Origin of the sequence: Glaciibacter superstes DSM 21135 (assembly GCF_000421145.1) — a bacterium.
GTDB lineage: Bacteria > Actinomycetota > Actinomycetes > Actinomycetales > Microbacteriaceae > Cryobacterium > Cryobacterium superstes.
Genome location: NZ_ATWH01000012.1, coordinates 48,258 through 66,365, shown reverse-complemented (window position 1 = coordinate 66,365; position 18,108 = coordinate 48,258). Strand labels below are relative to the sequence as shown.

Genomic DNA, 18,108 nt, shown 5'->3' with positions numbered 1-18,108 from the left:
CTAGCGTCGGTCGTCGCGACCGGTGAGCGCGAGCAGCCTCGACTGGAGCGGCGCGTCTTCCGGCACTGGTACCTCCGAATTGAACAGGCCACTGGCCTCGAGGGTGTCGCGCTGTGGCTCGAATACCGTCCAGACGGCGGCGACCAGCCCGTCGTCGATCCGTTCGTTCGCCGCGGTCGCGCGGGCGAGGTCCCAGGTGTGGATCGTGACATCTGACACCTGTTCGCGCAGATACTCCTCTGCGCTCACCCGGTCGTAAGACAGCTCGACCGTGGCGTTGGATGGAGTGGACTCCCAGGCCCTGGTAGCAGCCGCAGAGTGAGCTCGCCACTCGGCGGCGAGGTCCACGCCGAGCGACGCGAGGGTGCGTTTGGCATCACGAAGGCTGAGGCCCTGAAGGAGAGGCGGCACCCACTGCTGCTCGAGGATGACGTGCCTGACCAGGTCGCGCACGTTCCATTCCGAGTCTGGTGTCGGGGCGTCCCAGTCGGTGACGGCATCCAGGCGCGCCGTGAACTCGTCGTGTGCCTGTTTCTGGAGTTCCACCCAGTCGTAGGTCATCGTGCATTCCCTTCGTGATCACGCCATCATGGCGCGACAGCGGTCATTCGCCGTGCTGAGATTCGGTGTGTCTGGTGTGCAACTGCAGTGGGGGCGCGGTCATTCCCGGACAGCCGTCGCCGGTACTCGTCACCGGTACTCGTCTGGGCGGGTTAGGGTCTGTTCATGAGCAAGCAGGACGGCAGCGGACGACAGATCACCACTGCTCCGCTCGACGACAGCACGGCAACAGTGCTGCACATTGACCTGGACGCGTTTTTCGCCTCTGTCGAGCTGCTCGATCACCCTGAGCTGGTCGACAAACCGGTGGTGGTCGGTCACCGCGGCGGCCGTTCCGTCGTGACGGCGGCGAACTACGTCGCTCGGCGCTATGGCGTGAACTCGGCAATGCCGATGTCGCTCGCCCTGCGACGGTGCCCGAATGCCATTGTGCTCGAACCACACTTCGACCGTTATCGAGACCTGTCCCGGCAGGTGATGAGCATCTTCGACGACTTCACCCCTCTGGTCGAACGCCTCGGGATCGACGAGGCATTCCTCGATGTTGCCGGTGCCCGTCTAGTGCACGGGTCGCCACTGCAGGTCGGTAACCTGATCCGTCAGCGAGTGGAGGCTGAGACCGGCCTGACCTGTTCGGTCGGTGCTGCCGCCACGAAGTTCGTGGCCAAACTCGCTTCAGGTCGAGCAAAGCCGAACGGTCTGCTGGTGATTCCGGCGGAGGACACGCTGGACTTCCTGCATCCGTTGCCCGTCGGGGCTCTCTGGGGCGTCGGGGCAGCAACCGAGCAGAATCTCACGCGGCTGGGACTGACGACAGTGGGAGACATCGCGAACACACCTCTGTCTGTGCTGCGGGCGAACCTCGGTGAGGTGGGGGCCCAGCGACTGCATGACTTGTCGTGGGGCCGTGACCCGCGAGTGGTCACCATCGAGCGTGAGGAGAAGAGCGTCGGTCACGAGGTAACGTTTGAGCATGACGTGACGGATGTCCACGCGTTGCGCAGCGAGATTCTCCGACTGAGCGATGAGGTCGCCGCTCGTCTCCGCCGCGGGGGGCTCGTCGGCCGGACCGTGGTACTGAAGCTCCGGTACGCGGACTTCAGCACGGTGACGCGTTCGCGCACCCTTCCTGAGCCCACCAACGTCGGCCGACGAATCTATGAGGAAGCCGCGACCAGTTTCGACGCCCTCGCGGCATCCGGAATCAGGGTGCGGCTTATCGGTGTCCGCATGGAACAGCTGGGCGAACGTGACGGGCTCGGGATGGGGCTGTGGGACCCGGACGACGACTGGCGGGAGGCCGAACTGGCCATCGACTCGGTTTCGGAGAAATTCGGCCGTGGCGCCGTGAAACGGGCCTCACTGTTCAAACCGGGCAGGGAGTAACCTGAAGGCATGACGAACCTCGCCGTGAAACTCGCAGAGAACGCTCGCACCTTCGGGGTCACCAGTGCCTATGGTGAACCGGTCGAAGTGGAGGGTGTCACCATCATCCCGGTCGCCCTCGTGCAGTACGGGTTCGGCGCCGGCGGAGACGAAGATCCGGCAGATGGTTCGAGCGGAAGCGGCGCAAGCGGTGGCGGCGGTGGCGGGATGTCGGTCCCGATCGGCGCCTATGTGAAGTCCGGTGGAACGGTGCGCTTCGAACCGAATGTGATCTCATTGCTCGCGGTCGGAATTCCGTTCGTCTGGGTGGCCGGCAAGGCCTTTGCTCGCATCATCCGCGCGCTCAAACGCTAACTGGCACCGCGGCCAGCTCTGCTCCCGCTCGAGCGAGCGCGGGTCGTGCGCCGTTACGCGGCCGTTACGCGGGAGGCGTGCCACGCGCGAAGCGGCGTAGCACTCGCGCAGCGCGGCCGGGGAGCGCGCGTAGCCAGCGTGGGAAATGCCAGGGGCCACGCACCGGCAGGCCGAGGCGAATCCTCCGTTGACGGATGATGGCGGCTCGCAGCAGCACGATCAGCACGCCGGCGAGGATGAGCGGGGCGAGGATGGTCATGCTCGTGCCAGTGCGCTTGGTGTGACACCGGTCGACCTCATTCGTTGATTCTAGGCCGGACTATACTTGGATCGAACACGGGAGTCCGGTGAGCCGGGCTGAGAGGAAGCTTCTCAAGCTTCGACCGTCGAACCTGATCTGGATAATGCCAGCGCAGGGAGGCAGACCATCTCGTACCCGTGCCCTGTATTCACATACGAAAGGGGCACGAACAGTGCACGCAACAGCAACAACCTCGTCGGCATCAGGCGAATCGGCCACCACCAAGCCCAAACGCAACTTCCGCTGGAGGGTCGTCGACATCGTGGTGGCGAGCGTCATCGGCGTCGCCAGCGGCGTCATCTTCTGGGCGTGGGGACTCGCCTGGTCACCGCTCAGTGGCCTTCTCGCCTTCACCCCCGGCCTCGAGGGGCTACTGGCGGGTGGTTGGTTATTCGCCGGCGTTCTCGGTGGGTTGGTTGTTCGAAAGCCCGGTGCCGCCCTTTACACGGAGGTCGTCGCCGCCGTGGTGTCGATGCTGGTCGGCACCCAATGGGGCTTCTCCACGCTGATCTGGGGCGTGGTCGAAGGCCTGGGGGCTGAGATCGTGCTTGCACTGTTCCTCTACGCGAACTGGAGGTTGGGAGTAGCGCTCCTGGCCGGTGCCGGTGCCGGTGTCGCCGTCGGCTTGCTTGACACGACTTTCACCAGTTATGCCGCGCTTGAACTCGGATACAAAGTGGTCTATTTCGTGTCGGCCGTGGTTTCCGGTGTTGTCGTTGCCGGCCTGCTCTCGTGGCTGGCCGTGCGCGGACTGGCCAGGACTGGCGCCTTAAGCAGATTCGCGTCTGGGCGCGAGGCTTCGCGCCCAGACGCACGGTCATCGGTCACGACCTGACTATGTCATCCAGCGACTCCGGGTCACCGTCTGCGGAAGGCGCCCGCGTCAGCGCCCGCGGGTGGGGCTGGAGGCACGCCGGACGCACTACAGACGCGGTTTCCGACCTCGATCTGGAAATCGCACCGGGGGAGCGAGTCTTACTCCTCGGATCGAGCGGGGCAGGCAAGAGCACACTCTTGCATGCCCTCGCCGGCGTTCTCGGCGATGATGAGGAAGGCGAAGAATCAGGCGAATTGCGCATAGACAGCAGGCACCCCGCCGACTCTCGGGGGCGTGTCGGTCTTGTTCTCCAAGATCCGGACTCACAGGTGGTGTTGGCCAGAGTGGGCGACGATGTCGCTTTCGGTTGTGAAAACCTGGCCGTTCCGCGGGAAGAAATCTGGCGTCGGGTTGCACACGCGCTTGAGGCCGTAGGACTTGATCTGCCGCAGGGCCATCCGACATCGACGCTGAGCGGAGGACAGAAACAGCGACTTGCTCTCGCGGGAGTGCTCGCGATGCAACCGGGCCTGGTGCTCCTCGACGAACCGACTGCCAATCTCGATCCACATGGTGTGAATGAGGTTCGTGATGCTGTGGTTCGTTCGATTGGTGGTTCTGGCGCGACTCTTGTGGTGGTGGAGCATCGGGTCGCGGTCTGGCGAGATGTCGTCGATCGTGTCATCGTGCTGAGTCCGGAAGGTGGAGTGCTGGCGGATGGCCCGGTCGACGAGGTGTTGTCCTCGCAAGGGGAGCGGCTCGCGTCGGCGGGTGTGTGGGTCCCGGGGATCCCACCGCACTATCCGGCCAGGAACTCCGGGACGGCAGGCCCGGGGTCGCTCCTTGTCGCGACGGACCTGTCGGTCGGACGGATCCCGTTCGGCCGAAAGACACCGGTGGCCGTCGCGACCTCCATCGATCTCACCCTCAGTGCCGGAACCGCCACGGCTGTCACCGGCCCGAATGGAGCGGGCAAGTCAACTCTCGCGCTGACCATGGCCGGGCTGCTTGCGCCGGCTGGCGGAAGCCTTGTAGCCCAGGAGCGACTCGCGAACGGCGCAGGGGGTGCGCCACACCGTTGGCGATCGAAGCAGCTTCTGAGCAGGGTGGGCATGGTATTCCAGGATCCTGAGCACCAGTTTTTGGCGGCAACGGTGAGGGATGAACTGATGGTCGGCCCTCGTGCGCTCCACATGAATCCAACGGATGCCGAGCGCATCGTCGATGAGTTGCTGCAGCGGCTTCGGCTCGACAGGCTCGCTGGGGCGAATCCGTTCACCCTCTCCGGGGGGGAAAAGCGGCGTCTCTCCGTGGCAACGGCACTCGCAACCCGACCACAGCTTCTGGTTCTCGACGAACCGACGTTCGGACAGGACTCGCGCACCTGGCGGGAGCTGGTCGCGCTTCTTTCTGAATCCCTGGCTGAGGGTATTGCGCTCCTGTCGGCCACTCACGATGAGCTCTTCGTCGATGCGCTGGCCGACACGCGCTGCGTTCTGCCGGCAACGCGATCAACGGTGCCGGCGGTAAGTCCTCGATGAGTCTGATAGCGCCGGAAATCCGGCCCAGTGCCATCGCCCGGATCAATCCGGTGGCGAAGCTTGCGGTCGCCCTCACTGTGAGTTGCGCCCTTCTGCTGTCGATCGACTGGGTGTCGGCAGCCGTCGCCCTCCTGCTCGAAGGCATCCTGCTGGCGTGGAGCGGGCTGGGCCTTCGGCAGTTTGTGCTGCGTACCGCACCCGTGTGGATCGCTGCACCCCTCGCAGCCCTGACCACCGTTTTGTATGGCGAGGACTCAGGGGCATTGCTCTGGCATTTCGGGTTCGTCTCTGTTACGGAGGGCTCCGCCTCACTCGGGCTGGCGATCGGACTTCGTGTTCTGGCGATCGGTCTTCCGGGAGTTGTACTGCTGGCCACGACAGACCCGACAGACCTCGCCGACGGACTGGCCCAGGTTCTTCGACTCCCGGCTCGATTTGTTCTCGGCGGGCTCGCTGGACTTCGCCTGGTTGGGTTGCTCATTGAAGACTGGCGGTCGCTCGCCCTGGCGCGTCGTGCACGTGGCGTCGGAGACGGCGGCGGGCTGTTCGGAAACCTGAAGCGGATCGCGAGCCAGGCGTTCGCCCTGCTGGTGATCTCGGTTCGTCGCGGCAGCAAACTCGCAACGGCCATGGAGGCGAAGGGATTCGGTTCTGATGAACCTCGCACCTGGGCAAGGCCATCCGTATTCGGTGCCCGCGAATTCGCGGTCGTGGGAATCGGTGTGGGCATCGCAGCAGCAGCGATCATCGTTGCAATGTGGGCGGGGACGTGGCATTTTGTCCTCGCCTGATCGCGTCAAACAGGAGTCATTCTCTGTCCGTGATGTACTTCAGGCCCCGGTTGTGCGGGCCGTTGCCGAGGTCGGACCGAATCCGGTCGTGCTCATCGATGGGCCGAGCGGGGCGGGCAAGAGCACTTTGGCTGACGCGCTCGTGCACGCCTGGCCAACAGGTCATCGACCGACCCTCGTTCGCCTGGACGATATCTATCCGGGATGGGACGGTCTGGATGCGGCGTCGAAGCACCTGACCGAACACGTGCTGAGGCCTCGGCGCGCGGGCGAGCCGGCAGCCTGGCAGCGATACGACTGGGTGAAGGGACAACCAGCCGAGTGGCATTCGGTGGATGCCGCGTGCCCTCTCGTCGTTGAGGGCTGCGGAACGCTCGCTCTGGCGAACACCGGGCTGAGTGATATCAGGGTCTGGCTGGCTGCAAACGACCGAGAGCGGAAGCGTCGCGCGATCGACCGCGACGGAGTCGCCTTCGCCGATCACTGGGACCAGTGGCAGCACGAATGGGAAACGTACTGCGCCAGGGAGACGCCAGAGCAGTGGGCGAGCATCCGTCTCACTTCGACGCCGCCGGATCGTCCTGCTCCGGTCTGGCCTGGGGAGTACTAAGTTGGTGCCATGACTAGTCCTGAAGCGGCCAATGTCGCCTATGTCGCCGAATTCATCGATGGGCCCCTGGAAGGGGAGATCGACAAAAGGGTTCTCATCGGCGGGAAGCACTCTCCGCGCATCAGTATGGTGGCCGCGATCGAGGGCATGGAATCGGTGTTCTGGTACGACGAGGTCGACCAGCGCGATGTGCAGGGCACCCTGCACGTTCGATATACCTTCGACGCGGGGGACAGCGACTCGGCCCAGTCAGGCGACGACACCGAGTCCATCGCACCGTACTGATTTTCAGTCAGCGCGACTCGATCAGCCCGACTCGATCAGCGCCCCGATCACCGGAACAGGATTCAGCAGGCGCCACAGCGGTCCAGGATCCGAGATGGCGGAGTCCAGCTCCAACGGTGCCGACACTCGCTCACCGCCGGCTTCCACGCTCACGGTTCCGACGCGTGTTCCTTTCCGACCGGTCGTGAACGGATCGATCTCGATAATGGGATCGCTGGTTTCCGCTGCCCGCCAGGCGACGTGTGTCTTCGACACTCCCACAACGCCAGAAGCCGTGTCGCCCCAGGCAGACTCGAACGTCGCGTACGTGTCGCCTTCCGCTAGCAATGCCACCTCGCCGACGCCCGCCCTCGCGCTGGCCATGAGGGCGACGACATCGGTCTCGAGGGTCTCGTAGTCCGGTTCGCGAAGCAGGGCTCCGGCGAAGGTGAAGGCTGATTCTCCTTCACCGACCGTCGCGGCGAACAAAAAACAGAGACCGGCGGCATCTGTGAAACTGCGGGAAATACCCCGCACGCCTTCTTCTGGCAGATACTCGGTCGTGTTGTCGACTCCGCTTCGGCCGGCCAGCGCCGTTGGCGGATTCGCCAGTATTTCGGTGATCACGGGGTCGTGAGCGGCGATACCGGCCAGTCGGGCGAGATCCGTTGCCGTGCCTGCACTGGTATCGCTGAGTCCGGTGGCATCCGCAACGAGGGTTTTGGAGAGACCGTGCTCGCCGAGCCAGGCGTTTGCAGCCTCGACATAGGCATCAACAGTCCCAAACGCCCACCGGGCCAGGGTGTCGGCGTGATTATTGCTTGATCCGAGGATGATGGCCTGGAGAAGCTCGCGCTCGGTCCAGGTCTCCCCGGCGAACACCGTGACCGTGCGGGCGTCTCCAGCGGCATAGTCGAGGTAGCCCTGGAAGTCTTCTGCGGTCATCACAACAGCCGGGCCGGTCCTGCCGACCTCGAGGGGCTTGGCGTGCAGCACAACGAGTGCGGCGATGATCTTGGCAACGGATGCCATGGGTACAGCTTCGAGGACACCAGAGACGGCCAGCGGCTCAGCCTCTGCTCCGGTGCCATCTGTGCTGCCACCTGTGCTGGTCACCACGGCGCTCGCCCCTTCAGCGGGGAGGACCGGCGGGGACACCGGTACTGCCGACGCGGTCGGTTTTGCGGTTGTCATCTGCACGTCGGGCAATGGGCCAAGAAGGGTGGCCGGCCCGTAGACGCCGAGACCGAGGATAACAAGGGCACCGGCCGTGATGCCGATGAATCGGCCGGGCCGGAAGGAGCTCATGCCCTCAGGCTAACCCGGCAGGGTTCACGCCCAGCCGAGGGCGTGCAGCCTGTCGTCGTCGATTCCGTAGAAATGTGCGATCTCGTGCACAAGGGTCACGTGTACCTGATCGCGCAGTTCATCGAGATCTTCGCAGATCGCCAGCAGCGGCTCGCGATAGACGATGATGCGGTCGGGCATCTCACCGAAACCGTACTGGCCGCGTTCGGTCAGGGCGACGCCGTCATAGAGCCCCAGGGTGCCCAGGGTTCCGTCTTCAGGTCGGTCTTCGACCACAAAAACGACGTTCTCGAGGCCATCAACCATGTCGTCAGGGAGAAGATCAAGCTCATCGATGACGAGACGCTCGAAGTCGTCGTGATTCAGTTCCAGCATCCGTCGACCATCTCACAGAACTCCGGCCCAGCGACGGGCGCGGTTTTCATTGGGGTGAGTAACGGGGCTTGAACCCGCGGCCTCCTGGACCACAACCAGGCGCTCTACCAACTGAGCTATACCCACCATGCGAAGCTCTTCACCCGTTCGAATGAAGGCAACTCAAGAATTCTATTACACCTGAGGGGTGAAGTTGTGCATGACGTCTGCAGAATGGGCTTTGGCCTCGTCACTGGATGGCCCGGGTGCGGCGACGAAGACTGCCTGGCGGTAATACGCGAGCTCGCGGATCGACTCCAGAATGTCGGCGAGTGCACGGTGACCGCCGTCTTTCGCGGGAGCGTTGAAGTACACGCGGGGGTACCAGCGGCGCGCGAGTTCCTTGATCGAGGAGACGTCGACGTTGCGATAGTGCAGCTGCGCGTCGAGGCGCGGCATGAACTTGGTCAGGAAAGCACGATCGGTTCCGATTGAATTGCCGGCGAGGGGCGCCTTCTGGCCCGCTGGAATGAACTTCAACACGTATTCGAGAACCTGGTATTCCGCTTCGGCAACGCTGATTCCGCCCGGAATCTCCTCGATCAGGCCAGACGTGGTGTGCATCTCGCGCACGAAGTCTCCCATGTTCTCCAGGGCGGATGCGTCTGGCTTGATCACGATGTCGATGCCGGGGTCGACGAGGTTGAGATCGTAATCGGTGATCACAACGGCGATCTCGACGAGTTCGTCAGCTTCCAGGTCGAGTCCGGTCATTTCACAATCAATCCATACCAACCGGTCACTGCTGTTTGTCATGCGCCGAGTCTATCGGCGAGGACCGACAGGTCGTGGGAACGGCAGCTTGGCGGAGATGCCGTCACCGGCCGATACGCCGCGCATGCGCCTGGCGAGCCACGGTGCGGCATGCACGCGCAGCCAGGTGCGCAGCGCGAGGTTCTGCGGCGGCACAAGGCGATCGTCTGGAACGGTGAGAGGGGGCAGGCTGCGGGCGACGACCTCCGCGTATGGAACGCCGAGAGCGTGCGCCGCGCGGGCGGCGAGAAGCCGGTGACCGGCGGGACTGAGATGCACTCGGTCTTCGGCCCACATCATGCCCTGCTGCAACTCGCGAATCCCCCAGACGTCGAGAACGGATGCGCCGTGCGTGCGTGCGATCGTCCAGATGTTCGCATTGAACACGGCGGCGCGCCCGCGGAAGGGTTTGAGGAAGAATGCGAACTGTGGGTCGAAGCAGTTGGCGATCAAGACGGTCGAGCCGTTGTTTCGAAGCTCGGAGATTCCTGTCTCCAGCCGCGCGGCGAGCGTATCGGGATCCGCCTTGGCGCTCATCAGGTCGTTGCCTCCGACCATCACGGTGACCAGGTCGGCTCGAAGGGCGATCGCTGCGGGGATTTGTTCGCTGACCACATGCTCAATCCGTCTGCCCCGCACGGCGAGGTTGGCGAATTCGACCTGACGGTCTTCGAGGTGCGCAGCCCCGTCAAGTATCACGGCCAGGCGATCGGCCCAGCCGAGCCAGTCGGGCGAAGGCTGCCCGAAACGGTCAGTGGGCGCCGGATCGCCGAGGCCCTCGGTAATCGAGTCCCCGACAGCAACATAGCGTGTCCACAGGTGAGGCTTCACGGCACCATTCTCGAACCGAGATGCTCCGGCAGAACACGAATCGCCCAGTAGTCATCGACCGGTTGCCGGGAATTCGTGCTCCGTACACTGAGTTGGATAGGACGAGGCGCTGGCACATCATTCGTCAGGGCTCATTTTCACCCCGTTCAGGAAGTACACCATGGAACTCACGTTCTTCTCCTCGTCGTTTTGCGACCCGTGCGCCCAGACCAGGGTCGTGCTCTCAGAAGTCGCTCGACTCGTTCCGCAAGCGGAGGTCAGGGAACTGGACGTCGCCCGGTTCAATGACGAGGCCGCCGCGGCCGGCATCCGTTCGACCCCGACCGTGATCATCGCCAATGCCGACGGCGCCGAAGTGTTCCGTGCGGTAGGGGTGCCCACGCTCGACCAGGTACTGGTGGCCGCATCGAAGGCGCTGTAGTTTCGCGGCGCTGTAGTTTCGACGGCGCTGGGCGTTCGACGGCACTGGGAATCCGACGGCGCATGATCGCACGCCTGGACAATATGCTGCGGTATCGTTGAACCGCATAATCCCGCCTCCGTAGCTCAGTGGATAGAGCAACAGCCTTCTAATCTATTGGCCGGATGTTCGGCCGCCCAGTCTCTTCGGAGGCTGGGCCTTTTTTTGTGTCCGTCAGTCGGAGCATCGTCCCGAAAAGCTCGACGGGATCGCGGTTGAGTACCTGCGCGAAAACCTCGATGTCGCCGAAGGTGAGTGCCGTTTCGCCTTTGAGGCGACTAGCTACTGTGCTCTTCGCGATGCCGGTGCGTGTCTCAAGTAGGCGGTAGGACCAGCGCTCAGCTTTGAGGCAGTCGTCGAGGTATTTCGCTCGTACTGACTGAGTGTTCTCAGCGCTTTCCTGACTGCTGCGTGTAATTGCCATATCGGGACTGTACCAGTTTCAGGACATTTCGCGCAACATGTGCCCCGCTCTGTCCTAACAGCTTCCCAGATCGTCCCGACACGCCGATTTCATGACTTGCAACTGTCCGGAATCCCGCCCATACTGTCCAGCATGACGGAAGAAATGCTACAGATCGCGGACAAAGTCCGGGGCGTCGCTGCGGAAAAGCGACTCACCCAGGCCCAGATCGCGAAGATCATCGGCAAGGACCGCAAGTCCGTAAGCGCCCGCTTCAGCGGGCAGATTCCGTTCTCTGCGTCGGAGGTCTGGACACTCTCAGTGTCCCTCGACGAAGACATCCGCAAGTTCTTTCCCGACCGTCTGGCAAACGCGGCTTAGTCCGCCCCACACACGTCGTTGCGGGACCCGAACCCGCAACGCCGATTCTCATCAACTGATCGAAGGGCGATCATCATGGAAAAAATCGATGCCGAGAAGACCTCGACGGTGTCTGTCGAGGTTGCTCAGCACGTGCTGTGGCACTTCGGTGACCGCCAGCTGGGCCAGGAACCGGGAAGCTTCACCATCCGTCTCCTGCGGGCTATCGCGGCCGCTGACCAGGGCAACAAGGCTCGGCTGCGTCAGGGGTTCCCTGAGCTCGTTGAGGCGTTCACTGCGGTGCAGCAGGAGTCCTGGGGCATGGACTGGTTGCGGTCGATTGTGAAGAAGGCGTGGCTGTGAGCGGGGTGCTGGTGGGTCGCCGTGGTGTGGTGATTCCGGTTGCGGAGTTGGGGTTGTGCATGACGGGCACGATGCGTGCTTTGGATGCCATCGCCGCTGAGGTCGACGACGTTGTTGAGGTGGCGTCGTGACTCGGCTGGTGTCGCACGAGGTGCCGGAGGATCTGCCTGAGCCGGTGCGTGCTGCGTCGGTGGCGCGGCCTGTGGAGATGTATCAGGTGCGGAAGTCGCGGTCTGTGTCGGCGTGGGTGACCGGGGTGCTGTTCGTGGCCACGGCGGGGCTGCTGGTGTGGGCGATGTTCTTCTCGTCGACGTCGGGCGGTGCGTCGTGAAGTGGTGGGTGGTCCTCTTCGGAGCCCTCGCACTGGGTGGTGCGACGGTGATTCTGGTCCGTGAAGCTATCGCCTACGACGGGCTGTCGCTGTTGACGTTGATGTTCACTGTGGCCGCGGTGGTTCTGGGTTTGCGGTTGGAGCGTCGGCCGTGAGCGTGGGGCTGGTGGTGTTGGAGGCCATCGACAAGCTGATCGAGTTGCGGATTGAGGGCACGCCGGGGCCGTGGTTCTTGACCTATGAGCGGGCGACTCATCCGCGCGTGTGGGGCACTGCAGACGAGGACGACGACCACGATCAGGTGGCGCAAGCTCACCGCTCGGGCAATGCCGAGTTGATCGTCACCCTGCACCGGACCATCGACGCGCAGCTCGCAGTGTTGCAGCGGTTCCTCGACCAGGGCATGCCCGCGGTGTTCGAAGAGCCGGTCATGTTGCTCGCCCGGTCAATTGTCGGGAGTGACTCGTGAACGCCGAGACACCGGTGTTCGACGCCGCAGTGGATCTTGCGCTGATCCAGCACTTGGACTGGGAGTACGAGGTCGCGTGCAAGATCCGTGCCCGCACCGAATACGACCCGATGCCCGAAGCGTGCCCGCATCCGGCGACGTTCATCGCGCGGTGCCGTGTCTGTGGGATTGGCGTGCCGTCGTGTGAGGATCACCGTCGTGTGTTGCTGGCGTGCCGGTCGGTGCTCTGCGTGTGCAAGGCGGTTGCTCCTGGTGCTGAGCTGCTTCAGTTCGTTCCGCTTCCTGGTGGTGCGTCGTGAACGTCACCGGCATAGACCCGTCCCTGACGTGCACGGGGATCACCGTCATCGAAGACGGCGTTGTTCGCACTGGGCGCAGCAGAACCGCGGCATGCCCCAGTTCCCCGCGTGAGGTTCGCCGGCGGATCCGGACGTCGTTGCGGCGCACTCTCGACCAGGCGCCGGCATCCGGTCTGTTCGTGATCGAGGGGCCGTCGATGCGGTCGAAGTTCGGGCAGCCGCATGAGAGGGCTGGCCTGTTCTGGTTCCTCGTCGACCAGCTGCTCGCACGCGGCGAGGTCGTGGTGGTGACGCCGAAGGGTCGGGCGAAGTACGCGACCGGTAACGGTAACTCGGACAAGACCGCTGTGAAAGCGGCAATGCGTGCAGGTTTCCCCGGGGTGCAGATCCCGGATGACAACGTGGCGGATTCCATGGCGCTTGCGCTGATGGGGATCCGGCATCTCGGTGCACCGCTCGACGTGGTGACGCCGAAGCAGTTAGAGGCCATGGGCGCTGTGTCCTGGCCTGACATGAAGGGCATGTGATGGGAATCAATCTGAGTGGCCAGGTACCCGGCGAGCAGTTAAACGGGCTGGCCGATATGGAGGAGGAGCTGCTGCACGAGCGCACTCCGGATCAGTTCCTGGCGGTGGTGGTTGTGGAGCGGGCGTCGCGGAAGTACGACGACGTGAAGCAGATCACTTCTGCTGTGGTGCGGTTCAAGCACATTGAGCCGTTGGAGGGGGAGCGGGCCGAGAGCGCACGGTTGCTGCTGGAGGCGGCGTATGCGGCTCGTACGGGTGAGGCGACGTTGCCGTTGGAGCTTGATCTTGACGAGCCTCTCGAGGACGAGGACAACGTCACTGAGGGTCCGTGGGATGACACGCCTGAGGATGCCGCCTGATGGCCGCCAGGAGGCGTCTGTTGCCGTCCGCTCGGGAGTTGTTCCCGATGCTCCGTGCCCGGTTGCTGGCGAGCCGGCCGCTGCTCGAACCGGCGAAGAAGGTCACGCACCGGCCACAGCGCGGTGTAGTGCATCCGCGTCTGGGGTACAACGTTCAGGTTGCGCCTGCGAAGTATGGTGCGCCGACGTTCCGCAACGTCATCGAAAACGGTGAGCACGTATGAGCGCCGTGACTGTGCACCGAGTGTTCGCCGAGCTGCTGTCTCGCGCTGGTGCGTCTGACACTGACCGCCCGGCTTGGCTCGCCGAGCGCCTGGGCGGTGTCACTGCGACTGAAATTCGTGACCTGATGGTGAAGGGGCCAACGTTCCGGCGTGAGCTGATCGCTCTGAAGCTGGGTCTGCGCAAGGACACGTTCACGGGCAACCAATACACGGCCTGGGGCAACAAGCGTGAGCCTGTTATTGCAGCTTGGGTGGAGACCCGGTTCGGGATCCAGCCGGAGTCTCGTGTGTTCCGTGCTGCCGACAACGCGCGGTTCCTGGCTTCGCCTGATGGTGTGACGTTCGATCCGTTCAGTGGCCTGTTGCTGCTGGCTGAGGACAAGACGTCTGGTTACGACATCGCACCTGGTACTCAGAAGTTCGACGAGGTCGGCTATCTGATCCAGATGATCTGGGGCATGCGGGTGACGGGTGCTCGCCGGTGCTTGTACGTGTGGGAGCAGCACGACAAGGACTGGCAGGACCGCGGTGCCGAGCACTTCGAACCGGCGCCGCTGCGCGCTGAGCCGTTGTACGCGTGGATCGACTACAACGAGCTGCTCGCGGCCCGGGCAGAGAAGGTGGCGCTGGAGTTCCTCGCTGAGTTGGACGCGGCACGCGCGGCACTGGAGGCCGGGGACGGTCCGTCGTATGACGACGAGCTCGACACACTCGCGTTCAACGTGATCAAGTTCCGCAGCGCCGAGGGCGAGGCCACGAGGGCGAAGGAAACGGCCTGGGCTGAGTTGAAGGTGAAGCTGTCGGATCGTGCGTCGTTCTCGCAGGAGTCGCCGCTGGCGCGGATCACGTGGACTCGTGGCGGTTTCGTCGAGGAGACGCGTGAGGGTTCGATCACGTTCGTCGACGAGGAGGCCGCGAAGGCGTCTCGGGCGGACGTGTGGGCGGCATTGCATGCGGCGGAGAAGCGGGCGGAGTCCGCGGCGAGGTCGTTGGAGAAGCGTCGCGCGGAGTGGGCTGCGGTGTTGGAGGAGCACACGTCGCAGGTGCCTTCGAAGCTGACGACGTCGAAGACGGTTCGGGAGAGCCTCACGGTGACTGAGGTCAAGGCGCCGAAGGCGAGAAAGTGATGGCCGAGGAAGCAGAAGCTCTGGCCGACATTCTCGAAGACGGTTCGGAGTGGTTCACGGATGACGACGGCCACGAGCGCTGGGGCCACAAGTCGGACAAGCCCCAAACAAGCAAGCGGTCGACTCGCACGGGTTCTCAGCACCACCCGACGACGGATGCCGAGGCGCAGGCGTTGATCACTCGCCTCGGGCACTTCGACTGGGACACCCACAAGGTGAGCGGCCGATACTCACGCGCTCCCTACACGCTCGTCGCGGTGATCGACGGAATGCAGCACTCGATCCACCTGCCTGGGCGGTTCGGTACGACGTTGACGTGGCTCATGAAGCGCGTCGAAGAGATGGAGGAAGTGAAATGAGCGATACGACTGAGATTGCGTCGCTGCCGTCGACGGGTGACTACTCGAAGTGGACGGACCAGGAGAAGGCCCTCGTGGAAGCTGCAGGGCTGGTCTACTCCGAGCGGAAGGGCGCTCCGAAGCAGCTCGCCGAACGGCCTGTGGTGGAAGCGTTCCTGGCCCACTGCCGGCGGACTGGCTTGGACCCGATTGCCCGGCAGATTTACTGCATCCGGAGGGCTGGGAAGTGGCAGACACAGATCAGCATCGATGGTGCTCGTCTGGTCGCTGAGCGGTCTCGTCAGTATGAGGGGCAGACTGCGGCCGAGTGGTCTGATGATGGGCGCACCTGGTTCGACGCGTGGGTCCAGAAGGATTCAGAGTCGTTCCCGAAGTTCGCCCGGGTTGGCGTGTATCGGGCGGGGTTCCGTGAGGCGTTGAAGGTTGTCGCTCGCTGGGATTCGTACGCGGTCATGGATGACGTGTGGTCGAACGGTTCGAAGACCGGCGAGAAGAAGGTTTCGTCGATGTGGGCGAAGATGCCGGATCTGATGTTGGCGAAGGTCGCTGAGATGTTGGCTTTGCGGAAGGCGTTCCCTCAGGATCTGTCGGGGCTGTATTCGTCGGAGGAGATGGCGCAGGCGGGTCCGGTGCAGGTCGTGCAGGAGTCACCCGCACGTGAGCTGGTGGAGGCGAAGCCGGAACCGATCGTCGTCAAGGGTGAGCTGTCCCGTGACTGGGTGACGCTGGCCGAGGAGTGCACGGACCTGGAGTCTTTGCGGGTGCTGCATGGTGAGGCTCAGCAGGCTGGCGAGTTGGGCCTGGTGGTGGCTGATGGTCGCAAGGTCGGCGGTGTGTTGTGGGATCGGCGTGCTGTGTTCACTCCGATGGTGGATGCGCCAGAGCCGGAGAGCAAGCCGGTGACTCTGGACGTGGAGCCTGCACCTGTCCCCACTCCGCTGGCGGCCGTCCCGTTCGAGGATGATCCGTCTCAGCCGACTGCGGACGAGCTGGCGGACTGGGCTGCTCAGGGTGGTGGAGCGTGAGCGCGGCGAAGGTCGACCGCGAGGCGACCGCGCAGCTCTGGATAGACAACGCTGTTTCGGCGCAGACCACGCATAAGGACGACGTGGTTGCTGGAGTCTATGCGGGTATCGCTCAGGCGCACGCGACGCTCGCCCTGGTGGAGCAGCAGCGGATTGGCAACCTTCAACGCGAACGGGACCATGCCAGCGAAGAACTAAAGGCGGGCATCCGTGACGGCGTTGGTAGTGACGCCAAGCACGAGAAGCTTATGCACTTCCTCGACCTGAACAACGCTGTGCGCCGAGGGTTGGGGCTCGCATGACCGGACCGGGTTCAGGCGAACAAGTCGTCGACGAGGACACACAGACACCCGTCGAGGAACCGAAACAGATCGAGGCGTGGTCCGACTGGGTCGCACAGCGTGCTGGTCGGAAACCGCCTGAGCCCGGGCAGATCAAAACACCCGATTCGATCATCGCCGACCTGGACCTGATGGGGCACCTCGCTGCGCAGAACGTGCGGATACTCCGGGAGGCGGACAAGACCAGGCGGGTCGCACGGAGGGCGCATGCGCGGGCTCGCCTGGGGGCGTTGAAGGACGCGGTGGGGAAGGACGCTGACACGCGGAAGTTGGAGGCCGAAGTGGCGACTGAGGAGCAGTGGGAGTCCGCCGACAATGCCGAGATCGCTTATGAGTATGCGAAGTCGGTGGCGGAATTGGTGCGGAGCAGGACTTCTGCTGTGCAGACGCAGAGCAAGCAGGTGGAGCTGACCTATCAGCTCGCCGGGAGAGGTAGGCAGTGATGCCAACGGGATACACGTCCGATTTGTATGAGGGCAAAGAGCAGAGCTTCGAGGAATTCGCGTTGCAATGCGCGCGAGCGTTCGGTGCGCTGATCGAGATGAGGGATGAGGCACCAGGTGCGTCGATTCCGGATGAGTTCGCTCCGAGCGACCATCACCGGAGAGGGCTCGACGAGGCGAAGGCCAAACTGGCCGACCTGTCGGCGCTGCGCGATGACGATTGGGCGCTCTGCGAAGTTGCGTCACGCCAGAATCGGACAGCAGAGTATGCGGCCGCGGTCGAGCGTGCTGCTGCTATGCGTGCTCGGTACGAGGCGATGCTGGTGCAGGTTGAGGCTTGGGAGCCGCCGACCCAGGAGCACCAGGGGCTGCGCGATTTCATGCTGCAGCAGTTGCGTGAGTCGATCAAGTTCGACTGCTCGACGAGGTACCTGACCGAGCCTGAGGTTCAGAGTGTCGACGAGTTCCGTGCGCAGGAGTTGGCGGCTGCTCAGTGGAGCGTCGACTACCACGCTGAGGGGTGGGCGAAGGAGCAGGAGCGGGCGGCGTCGCGTACGGCGTGGGTGCGGGCGTTGCGGGCTTCGCTTGCCGCGGTGAAGGCAGGTGCGTGATGGCTCAGTATGCAGCGAGCACGTCCGTGGATTCGGGCCGCTCACGCAATGAGATCGAGGCGACCTTGCACCGTTACGGTGCGGAGGACTTCGCCTACGCGACATCGAAGGACCGGGCAATGATCGGGTTCGTCGCGAACGGCCGGCAGGTGAAGTTCATGCTGCCGCTGCCGGACAGGAACAGTAAGCAGTTCACGCATCACTCGCGGGGTGCCAGGACGGCGAGTGCGGCCGTTGAGGCGTATGAGCAGGCGGTGCGTCAGAAGTGGCGTGCGTTGGCGTTGATGGTGAAGGCGAAGCTCGAAGCTGTCGATTCGGGGATTGTCACGTTTGAGCAGGAGTTTCTCGCTCACACTGTGTTGCCGAACGGGCGGACGGTGTTCGAGGAGACGGCGCCGGCTATTGAGCGCGCTTATGTCGAGGGTCATATGCGGCCGCTGATGGAGCTGGGCTCGTGAGCGCCTCGACCCGAGTGG

32 protein-coding genes, 1 tRNA gene and 1 riboswitch are annotated in these 18,108 nt (G+C 63.8%); of the genes, 25 read left to right on the top strand and 8 right to left on the bottom strand.

Features of this window, described 5'->3' with window-relative positions:
- On the bottom strand, positions 1–561 hold the full coding sequence (locus K323_RS0116795) for a TIGR03086 family metal-binding protein (RefSeq protein ID WP_022886425.1): 561 nt from the start codon (positions 559–561) through the stop codon (positions 1–3).
- Between the two features lie 165 nt (positions 562–726).
- Between K323_RS0116795 and K323_RS0116790 the strand changes: the two genes are divergently transcribed.
- Positions 727–1,947: a DNA polymerase IV gene (locus K323_RS0116790; protein ID WP_022886424.1), complete on the top strand. Its 1,221-nt coding sequence runs from the start codon at positions 727–729 to the stop codon at positions 1,945–1,947.
- Positions 1,948–1,956: 9 nt separating this feature from the next.
- Entirely contained in the window at positions 1,957–2,301 is a 345-nt protein-coding gene (locus K323_RS0116785; protein ID WP_022886423.1) for a GerW family sporulation protein, read from the top strand.
- 64 nt (positions 2,302–2,365) lie between these two features.
- On the opposite strand, the gene K323_RS0116780 is transcribed toward K323_RS0116785, so the two are convergent.
- Positions 2,366–2,560 carry a hypothetical protein gene (locus K323_RS0116780; protein ID WP_022886422.1) on the bottom strand — a complete coding sequence of 65 codons (195 nt, stop codon included), beginning with the start codon at positions 2,558–2,560 and terminating at the stop codon, positions 2,366–2,368.
- Positions 2,561–2,627: 67 nt separating this feature from the next.
- Positions 2,628–2,737: riboswitch (TPP riboswitch) on the top strand.
- 37 nt (positions 2,738–2,774) lie between these two features.
- Here K323_RS0116780 and K323_RS0116775 point away from each other — a divergent pair.
- Genes K323_RS0116775 through K323_RS0116755 form a run of 5 tightly spaced genes read left to right on the top strand, consistent with a single transcriptional unit; the run spans position 2,775 to position 6,646 of the window.
- Positions 2,775–3,437, top strand: a complete 663-nt coding sequence (locus K323_RS0116775) for an ECF transporter S component (protein WP_022886421.1) — start codon at positions 2,775–2,777, stop codon at positions 3,435–3,437.
- A 2-nt stretch (positions 3,438–3,439) separates the two neighbouring features.
- Positions 3,440–4,960, top strand: a complete 1,521-nt coding sequence (locus K323_RS0116770; RefSeq protein WP_022886420.1) for an ABC transporter ATP-binding protein — start codon at positions 3,440–3,442, stop codon at positions 4,958–4,960.
- Entirely contained in the window at positions 4,957–5,751 is a 795-nt protein-coding gene (locus tag K323_RS0116765; RefSeq protein ID WP_022886419.1) for an energy-coupling factor transporter transmembrane component T family protein, read from the top strand. The genes K323_RS0116770 and K323_RS0116765 overlap by 4 nt, the downstream gene beginning before the upstream one ends.
- A 52-nt stretch (positions 5,752–5,803) precedes the next feature.
- Positions 5,804–6,361, top strand: a complete 558-nt coding sequence (locus K323_RS26810; RefSeq protein WP_022886418.1) for a nucleoside/nucleotide kinase family protein — start codon at positions 5,804–5,806, stop codon at positions 6,359–6,361.
- Positions 6,362–6,370: 9 nt separating this feature from the next.
- A complete protein-coding gene (locus K323_RS0116755) occupies positions 6,371–6,646 on the top strand; it encodes a hypothetical protein (RefSeq protein WP_022886417.1) in 276 nt (91 codons plus the stop codon).
- Positions 6,647–6,667: 21 nt separating this feature from the next.
- On the opposite strand, the gene K323_RS0116750 is transcribed toward K323_RS0116755, so the two are convergent.
- The 5 genes from K323_RS0116750 to K323_RS0116730 all read right to left on the bottom strand — a co-directional run bounded on the left by K323_RS0116750 (position 6,668) and on the right by K323_RS0116730 (position 9,931).
- The gene (locus K323_RS0116750) at positions 6,668–7,933 is read right to left on the bottom strand and encodes a D-alanyl-D-alanine carboxypeptidase family protein (RefSeq protein WP_022886416.1); all 1,266 of its coding nucleotides are present in this window, start codon (positions 7,931–7,933) and stop codon (positions 6,668–6,670) included.
- 24 nt (positions 7,934–7,957) lie between these two features.
- Positions 7,958–8,308 carry a metallopeptidase family protein gene (locus K323_RS0116745; protein ID WP_022886415.1) on the bottom strand — a complete coding sequence of 117 codons (351 nt, stop codon included), beginning with the start codon at positions 8,306–8,308 and terminating at the stop codon, positions 7,958–7,960.
- Positions 8,309–8,358: 50 nt separating this feature from the next.
- Positions 8,359–8,434 (bottom strand) — tRNA-His (locus tag K323_RS0116740).
- A 48-nt stretch (positions 8,435–8,482) separates the two neighbouring features.
- Positions 8,483–9,103, bottom strand: coding sequence for an oligoribonuclease (orn, locus tag K323_RS0116735; RefSeq protein WP_022886414.1), 621 nt, complete (start codon positions 9,101–9,103; stop codon positions 8,483–8,485).
- Positions 9,104–9,112: 9 nt separating this feature from the next.
- Positions 9,113–9,931: an SGNH/GDSL hydrolase family protein gene (locus K323_RS0116730; RefSeq protein WP_022886413.1), complete on the bottom strand. Its 819-nt coding sequence runs from the start codon at positions 9,929–9,931 to the stop codon at positions 9,113–9,115.
- Positions 9,932–10,091: 160 nt separating this feature from the next.
- On the opposite strand from K323_RS0116730, the gene K323_RS0116725 reads away from it, so the two are divergent.
- Positions 10,092–10,352, top strand: a complete 261-nt coding sequence (locus tag K323_RS0116725) for a thioredoxin family protein (protein WP_022886412.1) — start codon at positions 10,092–10,094, stop codon at positions 10,350–10,352.
- 148 nt (positions 10,353–10,500) lie between these two features.
- Here the strand turns inward: K323_RS0116725 and K323_RS29885 are convergent, their stop codons facing one another.
- A complete protein-coding gene (locus K323_RS29885; protein ID WP_157509481.1) occupies positions 10,501–10,815 on the bottom strand; it encodes a helix-turn-helix domain-containing protein in 315 nt (104 codons plus the stop codon).
- A gap of 132 nt (positions 10,816–10,947) precedes the next feature.
- On the opposite strand from K323_RS29885, the gene K323_RS26805 reads away from it, so the two are divergent.
- The 17 genes from K323_RS26805 to K323_RS0116635 all read left to right on the top strand — a co-directional run bounded on the left by K323_RS26805 (position 10,948) and on the right by K323_RS0116635 (position 18,090).
- Positions 10,948–11,175, top strand: coding sequence for an XRE family transcriptional regulator (locus tag K323_RS26805; protein WP_022886411.1), 228 nt, complete (start codon positions 10,948–10,950; stop codon positions 11,173–11,175).
- A gap of 75 nt (positions 11,176–11,250) precedes the next feature.
- Positions 11,251–11,517, top strand: a complete 267-nt coding sequence (locus K323_RS0116710; protein WP_022886410.1) for a hypothetical protein — start codon at positions 11,251–11,253, stop codon at positions 11,515–11,517.
- Positions 11,508–11,648 (top strand): hypothetical protein, encoded by a 141-nt coding sequence (locus K323_RS30275; RefSeq protein WP_157509480.1) that lies wholly within the window; start codon positions 11,508–11,510, stop codon positions 11,646–11,648. The genes K323_RS0116710 and K323_RS30275 overlap by 10 nt, the downstream gene beginning before the upstream one ends.
- Positions 11,645–11,848 (top strand): hypothetical protein, encoded by a 204-nt coding sequence (locus tag K323_RS0116700; protein ID WP_022886408.1) that lies wholly within the window; start codon positions 11,645–11,647, stop codon positions 11,846–11,848. The genes K323_RS30275 and K323_RS0116700 overlap by 4 nt, the downstream gene beginning before the upstream one ends.
- On the top strand, positions 11,845–12,003 hold the full coding sequence (locus K323_RS29875; RefSeq protein ID WP_157509479.1) for a hypothetical protein: 159 nt from the start codon (positions 11,845–11,847) through the stop codon (positions 12,001–12,003). The genes K323_RS0116700 and K323_RS29875 overlap by 4 nt, the downstream gene beginning before the upstream one ends.
- Positions 12,004–12,005: 2 nt before the next feature.
- A complete protein-coding gene (locus tag K323_RS0116690) occupies positions 12,006–12,317 on the top strand; it encodes a hypothetical protein (RefSeq protein ID WP_157509478.1) in 312 nt (103 codons plus the stop codon).
- On the top strand, positions 12,314–12,616 hold the full coding sequence (locus K323_RS0116685; protein ID WP_022886405.1) for a hypothetical protein: 303 nt from the start codon (positions 12,314–12,316) through the stop codon (positions 12,614–12,616). The genes K323_RS0116690 and K323_RS0116685 overlap by 4 nt, the downstream gene beginning before the upstream one ends.
- Positions 12,613–13,143 carry a RuvC family protein gene (locus K323_RS29050; protein ID WP_022886404.1) on the top strand — a complete coding sequence of 177 codons (531 nt, stop codon included), beginning with the start codon at positions 12,613–12,615 and terminating at the stop codon, positions 13,141–13,143. The genes K323_RS0116685 and K323_RS29050 overlap by 4 nt, the downstream gene beginning before the upstream one ends.
- Positions 13,143–13,502, top strand: a complete 360-nt coding sequence (locus K323_RS0116675; RefSeq protein ID WP_022886403.1) for a hypothetical protein — start codon at positions 13,143–13,145, stop codon at positions 13,500–13,502. Before K323_RS29050 ends, K323_RS0116675 begins: the two co-directional genes overlap by 1 nt.
- Positions 13,502–13,726, top strand: coding sequence for a hypothetical protein (locus tag K323_RS0116670; RefSeq protein WP_022886402.1), 225 nt, complete (start codon positions 13,502–13,504; stop codon positions 13,724–13,726). Before K323_RS0116675 ends, K323_RS0116670 begins: the two co-directional genes overlap by 1 nt.
- Positions 13,723–14,853 carry a YqaJ viral recombinase family protein gene (locus K323_RS29045; protein ID WP_022886401.1) on the top strand — a complete coding sequence of 377 codons (1,131 nt, stop codon included), beginning with the start codon at positions 13,723–13,725 and terminating at the stop codon, positions 14,851–14,853. The genes K323_RS0116670 and K323_RS29045 overlap by 4 nt, the downstream gene beginning before the upstream one ends.
- The gene (locus K323_RS0116660) at positions 14,853–15,212 is read left to right on the top strand and encodes a hypothetical protein (protein WP_022886400.1); all 360 of its coding nucleotides are present in this window, start codon (positions 14,853–14,855) and stop codon (positions 15,210–15,212) included. The genes K323_RS29045 and K323_RS0116660 overlap by 1 nt, the downstream gene beginning before the upstream one ends.
- A complete protein-coding gene (bet, locus tag K323_RS29040) occupies positions 15,209–16,237 on the top strand; it encodes a phage recombination protein Bet (protein ID WP_022886399.1) in 1,029 nt (342 codons plus the stop codon). The genes K323_RS0116660 and bet overlap by 4 nt, the downstream gene beginning before the upstream one ends.
- On the top strand, positions 16,234–16,539 hold the full coding sequence (locus K323_RS0116650) for a hypothetical protein (RefSeq protein ID WP_022886398.1): 306 nt from the start codon (positions 16,234–16,236) through the stop codon (positions 16,537–16,539). The genes bet and K323_RS0116650 overlap by 4 nt, the downstream gene beginning before the upstream one ends.
- Complete coding sequence (locus K323_RS0116645; protein ID WP_022886397.1) at positions 16,536–17,021, top strand: hypothetical protein; 486 nt, start codon at positions 16,536–16,538, stop codon at positions 17,019–17,021. Before K323_RS0116650 ends, K323_RS0116645 begins: the two co-directional genes overlap by 4 nt.
- Positions 17,021–17,632 carry a hypothetical protein gene (locus K323_RS0116640; RefSeq protein ID WP_022886396.1) on the top strand — a complete coding sequence of 204 codons (612 nt, stop codon included), beginning with the start codon at positions 17,021–17,023 and terminating at the stop codon, positions 17,630–17,632. Before K323_RS0116645 ends, K323_RS0116640 begins: the two co-directional genes overlap by 1 nt.
- Positions 17,632–18,090: a hypothetical protein gene (locus tag K323_RS0116635; RefSeq protein ID WP_022886395.1), complete on the top strand. Its 459-nt coding sequence runs from the start codon at positions 17,632–17,634 to the stop codon at positions 18,088–18,090. The genes K323_RS0116640 and K323_RS0116635 overlap by 1 nt, the downstream gene beginning before the upstream one ends.
- Positions 18,091–18,108: the final 18 nt, after the last annotated feature.